The 12,640-nt window shown below is 65.1% G+C and carries 12 protein-coding genes, 1 tRNA gene and 1 pseudogene; 11 read left to right on the top strand and 3 right to left on the bottom strand.

Annotated features, from left to right (window positions below):
- The first annotated feature begins 42 nt into the window (after positions 1–42).
- From ONR75_RS24030 to ONR75_RS23990, 9 genes are all read left to right on the top strand, one after another.
- Entirely contained in the window at positions 43–879 is an 837-nt protein-coding gene (locus ONR75_RS24030) for a hypothetical protein (RefSeq protein ID WP_265079453.1), read from the top strand.
- Entirely contained in the window at positions 876–3,482 is a 2,607-nt protein-coding gene (locus tag ONR75_RS24025) for a hypothetical protein (RefSeq protein ID WP_265079452.1), read from the top strand. Before ONR75_RS24030 ends, ONR75_RS24025 begins: the two co-directional genes overlap by 4 nt.
- Before the next feature lie 47 nt (positions 3,483–3,529).
- Complete coding sequence (locus ONR75_RS24020; RefSeq protein WP_265079451.1) at positions 3,530–4,324, top strand: hypothetical protein; 795 nt, start codon at positions 3,530–3,532, stop codon at positions 4,322–4,324.
- Positions 4,324–6,177, top strand: coding sequence for a hypothetical protein (locus ONR75_RS24015; RefSeq protein ID WP_265079450.1), 1,854 nt, complete (start codon positions 4,324–4,326; stop codon positions 6,175–6,177). The genes ONR75_RS24020 and ONR75_RS24015 overlap by 1 nt, the downstream gene beginning before the upstream one ends.
- Positions 6,174–6,443 (top strand): hypothetical protein, encoded by a 270-nt coding sequence (locus ONR75_RS24010; RefSeq protein WP_265079449.1) that lies wholly within the window; start codon positions 6,174–6,176, stop codon positions 6,441–6,443. Before ONR75_RS24015 ends, ONR75_RS24010 begins: the two co-directional genes overlap by 4 nt.
- A gap of 57 nt (positions 6,444–6,500) precedes the next feature.
- On the top strand, positions 6,501–6,836 hold the full coding sequence (locus ONR75_RS24005) for a septal ring lytic transglycosylase RlpA family protein (RefSeq protein ID WP_265079448.1): 336 nt from the start codon (positions 6,501–6,503) through the stop codon (positions 6,834–6,836).
- A complete protein-coding gene (locus ONR75_RS24000; RefSeq protein ID WP_265079447.1) occupies positions 6,833–7,774 on the top strand; it encodes an N-acetylmuramoyl-L-alanine amidase in 942 nt (313 codons plus the stop codon). The genes ONR75_RS24005 and ONR75_RS24000 overlap by 4 nt, the downstream gene beginning before the upstream one ends.
- Entirely contained in the window at positions 7,774–8,223 is a 450-nt protein-coding gene (locus ONR75_RS23995) for a hypothetical protein (protein ID WP_265079446.1), read from the top strand. Before ONR75_RS24000 ends, ONR75_RS23995 begins: the two co-directional genes overlap by 1 nt.
- 192 nt (positions 8,224–8,415) lie before the next feature.
- Positions 8,416–8,793, top strand: coding sequence for a DUF1515 domain-containing protein (locus tag ONR75_RS23990; RefSeq protein WP_265079445.1), 378 nt, complete (start codon positions 8,416–8,418; stop codon positions 8,791–8,793).
- A gap of 387 nt (positions 8,794–9,180) precedes the next feature.
- Here ONR75_RS23990 and rpoH read toward each other — a convergent pair whose 3' ends face one another.
- Together rpoH and ONR75_RS23980 are read right to left on the bottom strand one after the other, a co-directional pair.
- Positions 9,181–10,080: an RNA polymerase sigma factor RpoH gene (gene rpoH / locus ONR75_RS23985; protein ID WP_265079444.1), complete on the bottom strand. Its 900-nt coding sequence runs from the start codon at positions 10,078–10,080 to the stop codon at positions 9,181–9,183.
- A 216-nt stretch (positions 10,081–10,296) separates the two neighbouring features.
- Positions 10,297–11,291 (bottom strand): annotated as a pseudogene (locus ONR75_RS23980) (RluA family pseudouridine synthase).
- Positions 11,292–11,322: 31 nt separating this feature from the next.
- Between ONR75_RS23980 and ONR75_RS23975 the strand changes: the two are divergent.
- Entirely contained in the window at positions 11,323–11,661 is a 339-nt protein-coding gene (locus ONR75_RS23975; RefSeq protein ID WP_265079443.1) for a hypothetical protein, read from the top strand.
- Between the two features lie 104 nt (positions 11,662–11,765).
- Positions 11,766–11,840 (top strand) — tRNA-Glu (locus ONR75_RS23970).
- A 423-nt stretch (positions 11,841–12,263) separates the two neighbouring features.
- Here the strand turns inward: ONR75_RS23970 and ONR75_RS23965 are convergent.
- On the bottom strand, positions 12,264–12,578 hold the full coding sequence (locus ONR75_RS23965; RefSeq protein ID WP_265079442.1) for a hypothetical protein: 315 nt from the start codon (positions 12,576–12,578) through the stop codon (positions 12,264–12,266).
- Between the last annotated feature and the right edge of the window lie 62 nt (positions 12,579–12,640).

Raw genomic sequence — 12,640 nt, 5'->3', positions numbered from 1 at the left:
CCGGAGCTGGCTGCCATCTTCGGTACCGAAAAAGGCCCGTTCGTGCCGGGCTTCGGACCGCTGGTGCGCCGGGGCGGCACGACACTCGACGATGCGTTGAAGGCTGCGAAGGAAGCGGGCTATCTGTTCGACGCGCGGGATCTCGACGGGCCGGACAACGGCACGCTTGGCCGCGCCGGCCGCACCGACATGGGCCTCACGCCTAACGATCTGCTCGATCGGCTCGACGCCGAAAGCCGGGGCCAGAAAACCTACCGCAATGGCCGGGCGGCCGAGGCCGCCATCGATGACGGGCAGGAAGCTCATGCCATTGTCGGCGCGCTGGAGAAGGAACTGTACGACACCGGCGGCGGCGACATCCGCGTCGATCAGGCCATTGCCGACCGGGTGGTACAAATCGTTCGCCAGGAGAAAGAAACCGATCTGTTGTCCGCCTATGAACGTGCTATCATGGAGGACGCCGAGCGTTACCAGAGGCTGGCCACGGCCAGACAGGCAGATGCAGAACTCGCCGAAATCCCGGGATGGGACGTTGATGACGCCGGACCAGCACCGCGCGATGGCTCGGCTGATCCTGTCCAACGCCGGCAAGCCGAACGCGCCGGACAAGGCGACAGCGGAAAAGATGGCGCAGCGGCACGAAGTGCTGGCGACGGCGCTGGAGCGTCGCGCAAGCTAGGCGACCAGGCGCTGGCCGCCGACGCAGCCCGCGCGCTGGAAGACGCCGGCGGCGACTTCGAGATCACCCTGCAGAACCCGGACGGTACCACGCGCACCCTGAAGGCGACCGACGCCCTGCGCGAGGTTGAAGACGATGCGCGTGCCGCCGATGAACTCAACGCCTGCATCGCGGGCGCAGCCGAGGAGGTACCGTTTTGACCGCCCGCAAATGCTTCGTGCGCAAGATCTCCGCCGGGAAGGTGACGTCGGCCGCTGGCCGGCCGATCCTCGACATGCTCAACGCCTTCGAGGCTGAACACCAGAAGACGCTGGGCGATGCCGCGGGCGCACGCCAGGCGGCGATCGACGCCGCCGAGATTGCGACGTCGGAAGCCGCCCGCAAGGCGGACCTGACCCGCGGCAGCATCATCGCGCAATCCAACGTGCTGCGCGCGACCGCTGCCTATGACGCGGAGGTCATACGCCTGCGCGAGACGCCGGGCGATCTCGGCTTCGGCAACAAGGCGCCGCCGACGCTGGGGAAGGATCAGACCACGATCGGCTTTGCGGTGCGCTCACTGCTGGCGCGCGACCCGTTCGAGATCTCGATCTGGAATAACGTGCACTACCTTGCCCGCAACATCCGCGGCGTCGCGCATTCCACCTTCGCCGACGCCATCGAATATCTGCGTCCAAAGAAACTCGGCTTCTCTCCGGAAGCCACGCGCGAGCTCGACGTGCTGCGCGGGATCTATGGAGACGGTAATGTGCAGCCCGAAGCCGCCGCCGCGGCGAAGGCCTGGGGCGAAGTCGCGAAAAGCCTCGCCGACCAGTACCGCGCCGCCGGCGGGGCGCTCGGCGAGCGCCAGACATGGCGGCTACCGAACCCGTCGATCGATGCCGCCAAGGCGCGCGCGCTCGGCGCTGACCGCTTCCGCCAGCTGGTGCGCGACAATGTCGATCGTAGGGACATGCTCGATTGGGATACCGGCAAGCCCATGTCTGATGCGCGCTTCGCGCAGCTGCTCGACAGCGTGACATCTGACATCATCGACGGGCCGCAAGGCGCGGTCACGGCTGCGCGCTCCGGCCGGCCGATGCTCGCCAACCAGCGCGACATGGCGCGGTTCTTTTCGTGGAAGGATGCGGAGAGCTGGCAGGCCGTGGCGGACGCGGTCGGCACGCACCAGAGCGTGTTCGAGACCATGACCAACCACATCAAGGGCATGGCCGACGACATCGCCGCGCTGCGGGTGCTCGGCCCGAACCCGGAAGCCACCAAGAGCTTTATCCACAATTTGTTCGACCGTGAGGCGGCGCGGCTGGCGGTGAAGGCCGACGACAAGGCGACCGCCAAAGAGATCGCCGATACCGTCAAGGCCAATCGCGGGATCGAAAGCCGGGTGAAGCTGGAAAAGCGTCTCTTCGACGATCTCTATGCCGAGGTCACCGGCGCCAACCAGACGCCGGTCAACACGACCTTCGCGACCGCGATGGCCGACGCCCGTCACTGGCTGTCGGCCACCCAGCTCGGCTCCGCGATCATCTCGTCCTTCACCGATCCGGGCTCGCTGGCGATGGTGGCGCGGTTCAACGGCCTGCCGGTGATGAACACGCTGAAGCGCGCGACCGACATGATGGTCGAGAAGGGCTCTGAGACCTTCATCGCGCAGCAGGGCCTGGTGATGGACAGTCTGGCGCATGCGGCGGGGCAAACCGACCGCATCATGGGGGAGGAGATCCGCACCGGGCTGGCGCAAAAGCTCTCCAGCGCCAACATCCGCGCGTCGGGCCTGCGGCGCTGGACCGCGATGCTGCGCGGCGCCTTCGGGCTGGAGATGATGGCGCATGTCGCGCACGAGCGCGCGCTGCCCTTCGCCGATCTCACCGACGAATTCCGCGGCGCGCTCGGCCGCTACGGCATCGCGGATACCGATTGGAACCTGATCCGCGCGACCGAGCCGCACGAGCCGCGGCCGAAGGCGATGCTGATCCGACCGATGGATATCGCCGAAGGCGAGACGGCGGCGCATCGATCGGCGGCCGAGAAGCTGCAGCGCATGATCGACACCGAGATGGACTACGCCGTCATCGAGGGCGATCCGGTGACGCGCGCGATGATGATCGGCGACAGTAAACCCGGATCGCTCGGCGGCGAAACTCGCCGTGCTGTCAGCATGTACCGGTCGTTTCCGGCGACCTTCGTGATGATGCATTTTTCGCGCGCGACCGCGCGCGGCTGGGACGGCACGCGCCTGGCGCATTCGGCCATCGCCTTTGCCGCCATGACCGCGCTCGGCGCCGTCTCGATGCAGACCAAGGAACTGGCCAATGGCCGCGATCCGCTGTCGATGGATCCGACCACGGGCAACGGCCTGCGCGCCTGGGGCAAGGCGACGCTGCAGGGCGGCGGCTTCGGCGTGTTCGGCGACATACTTTTTCTGGACCAGACCAAGCAGGGCAACTCCTGGGCGGCGACGCTGGCCGGCCCGCTCGCGGCCTCCGCCGAAAGCATCCTCGGCGACTTCGTCATCAAAAACATCCAGCAGGCCGGCAAGGGGCAGGACACGCACTTCGCCGGCGACGCGCTCTATGCGCTCGGCCGCCACATCCCCGGCTCGTCGCTGTGGTTCACGCGGCTGGCGTTCCAGCGCAGCGTGCTCGACCAGCTCGCTTTGATGGCGGATCCGCGCGCCCGCGAGCGCTTCAACCGCATCGAGCAGCAGGCCAAGAAGGATTGGGGCCAGAGCTACTGGCTGCCGCCGGGCCAGACCGAAGCCCGCCGCGCGCCGGACTTCGCCGCCATCATGGGACCTCAGTAGGGGTAGCGCACGCTTGACGCCCGCCATCTGCCGCTAGGTTCCTTGGCATGACCGTGCCAACCGAAGCCGCTTATGCAGAACTGCTCTGGACCGGGGCCGAGACGGCGTTCACGCCGGGCTTCACGGCCGAGCGCATCGCCGATGTCGATGTCAGCTATCTGGACGCCGACGGCCTGCCGGTGCCGCTGAGCCGTGCCGTGCATTACAACCTGTCGCTCGACAGCGCCGGCAACGTCACGGCGACGCCGATCAGCCTGCCGGCGGCGTCCGGCGCCAATCCCGTGACGCTGGTATTCGAGCGCGATACCGAGGCGGTCCAGGGTACCGACTTCACGAACCTGCAGCGCTTCAACGCGACCGTGCACGGCGTCCTGTTCGACCGCAGCTTCCGCATCCTGGCCGAGCTGAAGTCCCGCGTGGTGCGATCGGTCGGGCCGTTCTTCACGACCGACGACGTGGTCGATTTCCGGCCGCGCCGCGTGATGGCGGCCGATCCGGTCAACGACCAGGATCTCGCCACCAAGGTCTATGTGCTGACCGTCACCGGCATCCTCAATTTGCAGAACTACGTGACCCAGTGCGCGGCGTCGGCCGCCGCCGCCGCGGCCTCGGCGCTGGCGGCGCTGGGCTACGAGATCTCGGCGGAAGCCGCGCGCGACAAGGCGCAGGCGTGGTCGGACACCGCCGAAAACACGCCGGTCGAAGCCGCCGAATATTCCGCCTACCACTGGTCGCGCAAGGCGCAGGCCTATGCGGCATCCGTGCTTTCTCTGTTCAACAATCCCGATGACGGCATCGCGGGCGATGCCGAGAGCGGGCCGATCGACGATGGGGTGGCCTGATGGCGACGCGACGACAGCACATCCGCAACACGCGGGCCTATCTCGAAGCCTCGTTCACGCCGCTGCTGGCGGAATATGCGTTCGATACCACGCTCAACGCCATCCGCGTCGGCGACGGCGCCACGCTGGGCGGCCTGCTGATGAAGCGATGGGGTTACGACTATCCGGTGTCGCCGGCGCAGATCACGGCCAACCAGAACGATTACAGCCCGACCGATCTCAAGATCGCCGAGACGCTGCTGCTCAATTCCGACGCTGCCCGCACCATCACCGGCCTGGCGCTCGGCGCGTTCGGCCGCAGCATCACGCTGATCAACCGCGGCGGCTTCGATATCACGCTGGCCAACGCCTCGGCGTCCTCGACCGCGGCCAACCGCTTTCTGTTCGAGAGCGACGTGGTGCTGCGGCCGAACGGGTCGATCGAACTGCAATATTCCACGACCGACAGCCGCTGGATGCGCAAGTCCGGCGGCACCAAACTGGCCACCATCCCGCAGGAGCTGCTGCTGACCGGCGTGATTGCGCCGGCGCAGATCGCGGCCAATACCAACGATTATGCGCCGACGAATTTGACCGTGGCGACGGCATTGCGGCTTTCGACCGATGCCTCGCGCAATCTCACCGGGCTTGTCGATCCGCGCGAGGGGTCGATCAAGACCATCATCAATGTCGGCACCAACCCGCTGGTGCTGAAGAACGCCGACGCCGGATCGTCGGCCGCCAACCGCTTCGACTTCGGCGCCGATGTGACGCTGGCCGCCAAGCAGTCGGCGACCATCCGCTACGACGCAACCGACAGCCGCTGGAAATTACTGTCGGCCACGGCCGGCGCGGCCGTGGCCGCCGGCGCCGTAACCGCGCAGACGCTGGCGGCGTCCTCGCAAGGCCTGGCCATGATCAACGGCACGCTGGTGCCGTCGGTCGCGGGCAGCGCCTTGACGGTGGCGATCAAGACGCTGGCCGGTGCCGACCCTTCCGCTGCGGATCCCGTGTTCGTGGTCATCCGCAATGTCACGCCGGGGACCGGCGACTTCGTCGTCATGAGCCTGACTGCGGCGACATCGCTGACCATCTCGTCCGGCTCCTCCATGGGGGTTTTGGCGAACAACACGGCCTTCAAGCTCTGGATCGTCGGCTTCAACGACGCCGGTACCTTCCGGCTCGGCGCCATCAACTGCCTGTCCGGCGCCGACATCTATCCGCTCGGTGGCTGGGGCATTGCGTCGTCCACGGCCGAAGGCGGCGCGGGCGCCGCCGACAGCGCGCAGGTGATCTATACCGGTACCGCTGTGACCGCAAAAGCCTATGCCACCTTGGGGTATCTCAGCTGGGAGACCGGACTGGCCGCGCTCAGCACATGGTCCGCGGCGCCGACGCGCAGTCAGTTGTTCGGGCCCGGCGTCCCGTTGCCGGGTGCCACGATCGGCGGCTCGCGCATCGACCTCGGAACGGTCGTGACCGGGACGACATTGGTGCCGGTCGATAATACCATTCCGCAAAACACCGAAGGCGATCAGGTGATGGCGAAAGCCTACACGCCTCAGTCGGCGGCGAACCTGCTGGATGTGAAGGCGCAGGGCATCATGTTCACCTCGACGGCAGGTCAGACGCTGTCTCTGGCGCTCTATCAGGACAGCGTCGCCAACGCCCTCAAGGTCGCCGCTCTCGCCCAGGCGAACACCAACAACTTCAGCGTCATGAACCTCAGTCACCGTCAGCTTGCCGGACTGTCGGTATCGACAACCTTCAAGGTGCGGGCCGGTCAAAGCAGCGCGGGAACGTTGACGTTCAATGCCAGCCTCTATGGAGGTACGCTGAATTCCTATCTGGAAATCTCGGAGCTTGCGACATGAGCCGGATCCGCTGCATCTACCGCGACGCGCCGCCGGAGTTCCCGGCCAGCGACCAGTCCCCCGACGCCGTCCGTTACGGCCCGCTGGACATGCCGGATGGCAGCCAGGTGTTTGTCGATGCGATCGGCGGCGAGCCGACGATCGGGGAAATCGAGGGGGTGCTGACCCCGACGGCGCCGCCGGAGCCGACGCCGCTGCAGAAGCTCGAGGCCGCCGGCCTGAGCGTGGCGGGACTGCGCGCGCTGCTCGGCATGCCCGCAGCGTGATGCACGCTTGACGTTGCCTGGCCTGCCGCATTCTCGCGGATAGCGAGAGGGCAGGGCATGCATGTTCCATCCACCATCGGTCTGATCATGGGGTTGCTGGTGGCCGCGCCGGCCCGCGCCGGCGACGTCGCCAGCTACTACGGTTACGAGAGTGGCAGCCGCACCGCCAATGGTGAGCGCTTCGACCCGCTCGGCCGCACCTGCGCGCATCGCACCCATCCCTTCGGCACGCTGTTGCGCGTGACCTATCAGGGCCATTCCGCCACCTGCCGCGTCAACGATCGCGGCCCCTTCAAGCCGCCGCGCACGCTCGACGTGTCGCTCGGCGTTGCCCGCTCCCTCGGACTGGTCGCCGCCGGCGTCGGTCCCGTCACCATTGAGGTTCTGCCATGATCTCGATCCAGAACGGCCGCGGCTACCGCAACGGCGCGGCACTGCCCTACAACGCCAGCCCCAACGTCGGCGGCAAGCTCGTGCCGGAATACATCGTGCTGCACGACACGGCATCGGGCCTCAACGACAGCGGCTCGATCTCCTGGCTGACCGATCCCGCCAGCAAGGTATCGGCGCATGTGGTGATCGGCCGCGACGGCCTGATCACCCAGCTGGTGCCGTTCAACGTCAAGGCGTGGCATGCCGGACAATCGATCTGGGCCGGCCGCCCGCTGCTCAACGGCTTCTCCATCGGCATCGAGATCATCAACCCCGGCAAGCTTCAGAAGATCGCCGAGGGCGTCTACAAGGGTGTCGGCACCTACGACACCAACAAGGACCCGTCGCTGTCGGTCAGTTACCGCAAGACCGCGGCGCATGGCGAAGGCTACTGGCTGGCCTATAGCGACGCCCAGGTGCGGGCCGTCCGCGAATTGTGCGCCGGGATCTGCGCGGCCTACGGCATCAAGGACATCCTGACGCACTGGCTGATCTCGCCGGGGCGCAAGGTCGATACCAATCCGCTGTTCCCGCTGGAGCAGCTTCGCAAGGACATGGCCGGCGTGATGGTGTCGAAGGCGATGGCCTTTGCGCCCATGGAGGAGGCCGGGCCTGCGGACGGCGACGAAAGCGAGGGCGGTGGCGACGAGCTGGCGCCGGTCACTCCCGGCACCGATTACGCCGCGCCGATCGGCACCCGCGACACCGACGAGAGCGCCGGCGGCATTCCGGCGCTGTGGCGCCTCGCCAAGAGCCGCATCGCGCAGGTGACGGGCGGCATCGGCGTCACGTCGCTGGTGCCGCTCCTGACGGACTGGAAGGTGCTGGCGGTCATCTGCGTCTTCCTGACGCTGGCCGGCTGCGGCTACGTCATCTACCGCCGCAGCCTGGTGCAGTGATGCTGGCGGAGCTGTTCTGGAAAATCGCCACGTCCGACCCGGTCCTGACCGTGGTCGGCGTCATCGCGCTGGCGGCCATCGTCGTCAGCCATGTTCCGCTGATCCGCTGGATCCCGACCATCGACCACTGGATGAAGCTCGCCAGCGCGGTCGGCTATGTCGCGCTGTCGCTGTTCTTCCTGTTCGTCGGCTTCCGGCTGTCGGACGAGCGCGCCGAGACGGCGCGCCTCAAGACCGAACTGGACTGGTCGCGGAACCAGCTGGAGCAACAGGAGGCCCAGGCGCAGGACGCCGAACGCCTGAAGGGAGAGGCCGAGGCGCGAGCTGCGGCGATCAAGGGAGAGCTCGATGATTACCGCAAGACCTATGCCGGCCGCCCGGATGGCGTGTGTGCTTTCACTGCTGACGATATTGAGCGGCTGCGCTCACTCACCCGCCGCCCCCGCTAGCACCTCGGTTCAGATCTCGCGCTCCTGCGAGCAGCTGGCGCAGAATGTCGATGCGCCGGACGTCTCGATCGAGATCGATCCGAAACTTGCGGTCGGTGAATACGTTGTCGCACTGGATGAGGCCAACACCAACCTCACCGCCACGCGAACGTGCCAGGCCAATCAACGGCAGCGCCTGGCGAAAGGCCGGACGTGACCGACGGGAGCAATGAAGCCGCCTTGCGCGAGATGAGCCGGACGATCGGCGGGCTGGAAAGCACCGTCAAAAGCATGCTGCAGACGTGGCAAAGCCAGGAGGCCGCGGCTTCGCAGGGGCGCCGCGACCTGCATCAGAAATTCGACAATCTGAGCGACAAGGTGTCCGGCCTTGCCAGCAAGGTCGATATCGCCATTCTCGACATTACGGCAATCAAGCCGTCGGTCGAGGCTTTCGACAACGCCAAGCAGCGCGCGATGGGCGCGCAAACGCTCGGTCGCTGGATCTGGGGGCTTCTGCTCCTGATGGGCGGCAGCTTCGGCTGGGTGCTGGCCAACTGGATCACCATCAGCCCTAAAATCCCGCCGCACTGAGCCGTGCGACAAATGCCGGAAAGCGCCGGAAAAGGCCCGTAGTGCGACACGTAAGCTATTGATTGATATGGCGAATAAGGTATCTCTTAATCATCGGGTCCCAGGTTCGAGCCCTGGTGCGCCCACCACCCCTAAAGTGCTGATGCACAAGGGGTTTTGAGAAACACCTCCAAGTCAAAACGAGAAAAAACGGCTCCGTGCCACGCGGTGCGACAGAATCTGTCGCAAGCCGTGCGACATGTGTTTCGACATAGAGTTCTCTTCAGTTCGGGTCGAAAGATCTGTCAGCGGCGGATGGTGCGCGTGCTCCGCGCTTTGCGGTCAAGCCCCGCAATAAAAAAGCCGGCATTGCTGCCGGCTTTTCGTCATTCGTGATCGCTGCGCCGTTCAATGCACGGCGTGCAAGGTTGCTTCTTCCTGCCGGGCGATGGTGCCCTTGACCGCGGTCTGCACCTTCTCGAAGGCGCGCACCTCGATCTGGCGGACGCGTTCGCGCGACACGCCGAACTCGGTGGCGAGGTCTTCCAGCGTCATCGGCTCGTCGGCGAGGCGACGCGCCTCGAAGATGCGCCGTTCGCGCGGGTTGAGCACGCCGATCGCGCCGTTCAGGGCCTGCCGGCGATGATCGAGCTCTTCGTGCTCGGCCATCACGGCCTCCTGGGTCGGGGTGTGATCGACCAGCCAGTCCTGCCATTCGCCGGCTTCGCCGTCGTCGCGGATCGGGGCGTTGAGCGACGCATCGCCGCCGAGGCGGCGGTTCATGTCGACCACGTCCTGCTCGGTGACGCCGAGTCGCTTGGCGATGATCTTGACCTGGTCGGGGCGCATATCGCCCTCATCCAGCGCCGAGATCTTGCTCTTCGCCTTGCGCAGGTTGAAGAACAGCTTCTTCTGGTTCGCGGTGGTTCCCATTTTGACAAGGGACCACGACCGCAAAATATACTCTTGAATAGAAGCCTTGATCCACCACATGGCGTAGGTGGCCAGACGGAAACCCTTCTCGGGCTCGAACCGCTTGACCGCCTGCATCAGACCGACGTTGCCTTCGGAGACGACTTCGGAAATCGGCAGGCCATAGCCGCGATAGCCCATGGCGATCTTCGCCACGAGTCGCAGATGGCTGGTCACCAGGTGATGCGCCGCGTCGCGATCGTCATGTTCGCGCCAGCGTTTGGCGAACATGTATTCCTGCTGGGGTTCCAGCATCGGAAACTTGCGGATCTCGGCGAGGTAGCGAGAAAGTCCGGATTCTCCGTTGAGAACCGGGAGTGTAGCTGTACGGGCCAATTTCGCGCCCTCCAGTGGTTCAGGCCCCCGATAGCGGCGGGCCAGGCAGACGGTCGCTTTGTTAAAGCCGCCCGCGCTGCGAAGTTCCGCGTTGGATATTCAACGCAGGTGCAACATACACTGAACTACGGGCGTAGTGGAAGTGAATTCCCTGTCACGTTCCGGTGTTGCCGCCATAAGCTTATGAATTGCCTAACTCTTTTTGATGCATCTGCGTCATTCCGTCGCCCTCAGGCGATCCCGCAATAATGCCAGATCGGCCGGCAGGTCGCTCAGCCACTCCAGAATCTCGCCGCTGCGGGGATGTTCGAGGGTCAGCATGTAGGCGTGCAGGGCCTGGCGGCCGAGGTCGGACAGCGCCAGCTGGCTGAGCGGGCCAAGCGCATTGGCCTTGGTCTTGAAGTGCGGGCCGTAGACGCTGTCGCCCATCAGGGGATGGCCGATATGGCCCATATGCACGCGGATCTGATGGGTGCGGCCGGTCTCCAGCTGACAGGCCAAAAGGCTCGCCACCGGCTTGCCGTGGCGGTCGTTGAAGGTTTCCGTCACCTCCCAGTGGGTCACGGCCTGCCGGCCGGTGTCGCGCACCGCCATCTTCTCGCGGGCATGGGGATGGCGGTCGATGGGGCATCCACCGTGCCGGTCAGCCGCTTCGGCACGCCCCAGACGAAGGCCATGTAGCCGCGGCGCATCTCGTTGGTGCGGCCGTGGTCGGCAAACTGCTCGGTCAGCGATTTATGGGCAGCGTCGTTCTTGGCGACCACCATCAGCCCGGTGGTGTCCTTGTCCAGGCGGTGCACGATGCCCGGCCGGCGCACGCCGCCAATGCCCGACAGGGTGGCGCCGCAATGGGCGATCAGCGCATTGACCAGCGTGCCGGTCTCGTGGCCGGCGGCGGGATGCACCACCAGGCCCTTGGGCTTGTTGATGATGACGATGTCGTCGTCCTCGAACACGATATCGAGGGCGATATCCTCGCCTTCCGGCTCCGGTGCAACCGATGGCGGCACGTCGATTGTGATCGTATCGCCGGCATTCACATGATAAGCGGGGTCGCGAACGGGGGTATCGCCGATCGTGACCTGACCGGCGAGAATCAGCGCCTTCAGCCGCGAGCGCGACAGCTCCGGGCTGCGCACGGCGAGCACCCGATCGAGCCGGATCGAGCCTTCGTCGCCCAATACCGTGACGTCCAGCCGTCGATCGTTCATTCCCGCCGCTTCCTGAGTCAAAGAGTTTTGCATGACCGAACCTGTTACGCCGGATCCGCATCCCGAACAAACCGCAGCTCTGGTGGCACGGGTGCGGAAAATGATGCTGATTGCCGGCCTCACCACCGCCATCGGCGTCGGCGCGCTGCTCGTGGTCATCGGCTACAAGCTTTTCAAGGCCGAGGGAAGCACCACGGCCGCGGCGACCACCACGGCCACCTTGCCGAAAGGCACCAAAATCCTCTCCACCGCCGTGGCCGGGGACCGGCTGGTGCTGACGCTGGACGTGGCCGGTTCCATGGAAATCCGCACTTACGACGCCAAAACGCTGAAGCCGGCCGGCATCATGCGCTTCGCCAGCGAGCCCTAGGCGCGTGCCGGGGAAGCTCCCGGCATCGTTTCCGCCTTCCAGGGGTTTTAGCCGCCAATGGCATCTTGCAGAGGCGGTCTTTGCAAGGTATTGGCTACGCCCACGCTCCCTTCGTCTAGCGGTTAGGACGTCGCCCTCTCACGGCGAAAACAGCGGTTCGATTCCGCTAGGGAGCACCAATTATTTCAATGGCTTAGCAGCTGTCTCGAAATTTCGTCTAATATCCATCGAATGAACGCTGTGGGATCTGTGGGCCGCTTTGGTCGACCGCTCCTTGCCGATCGGCCGTCCTAATCTTGCAAAAGCCAGTATCTGCCCTTTGAAACGGGCGTGGTGGTCTGCCACAACCGGCTTTTAGTTACCTAAGGCCGGGGGGTCATGGTGGAATTTCTCAAGAATCTACCTTGGTGGATTACTTATCGATTGCCCGGATCGATCTTCGAATTTCCCCGACAGAGCATGCCGGCCGGATACCTTCGCCGAGTGAAATGACAATGCAGTAGGAAAGAAGGTCAGTTTCCAGACCGCGCGTCATCCTGACCAAGTCCAAAGAAAAGTGCTCGGCAATCTGCTAGGCATTTCCGTAGTCGGTTGATCGGCGGCTACGCTGCCTGCTCCATCGCCAGGGCGCTTGAAGCGGCGTCTTCATCGAGCAAAGCGTCCCAGTTGCCCGTCGCTAAATAAGCGACTGCGCGCGCCTTCATGTCAGCGCTGGCCTGCGTGCCCGAATCCATAAGGGAAACGTTGAAGGCAACCCGCTCGGCGCGATCCCGCAGCGGCTTAGTCGCGAGCATGAAATTATCGACGGTGGTATACTTCGATCTGTTGACCTTCCACTCCATCGAGATTTTGCGCACAGCGTCCCGAAGGATCTCAAATTTCGGAAGCATCCAGGCATCAAGCTCCGCATTGGTCATGGTGATCTACCGCCGTGCGACACAGCGCGACAATTCTTGGCGCATATCGTGATGGGTCATTG

This window comes from Rhodopseudomonas sp. P2A-2r (genome assembly GCF_026015985.1).
In the GTDB taxonomy this organism is placed as follows: domain Bacteria; phylum Pseudomonadota; class Alphaproteobacteria; order Rhizobiales; family Xanthobacteraceae; genus Tardiphaga.
Note: the sequence above shows the minus strand (reverse complement) of the source record. Positions and strands in the feature narration are given on the sequence as shown.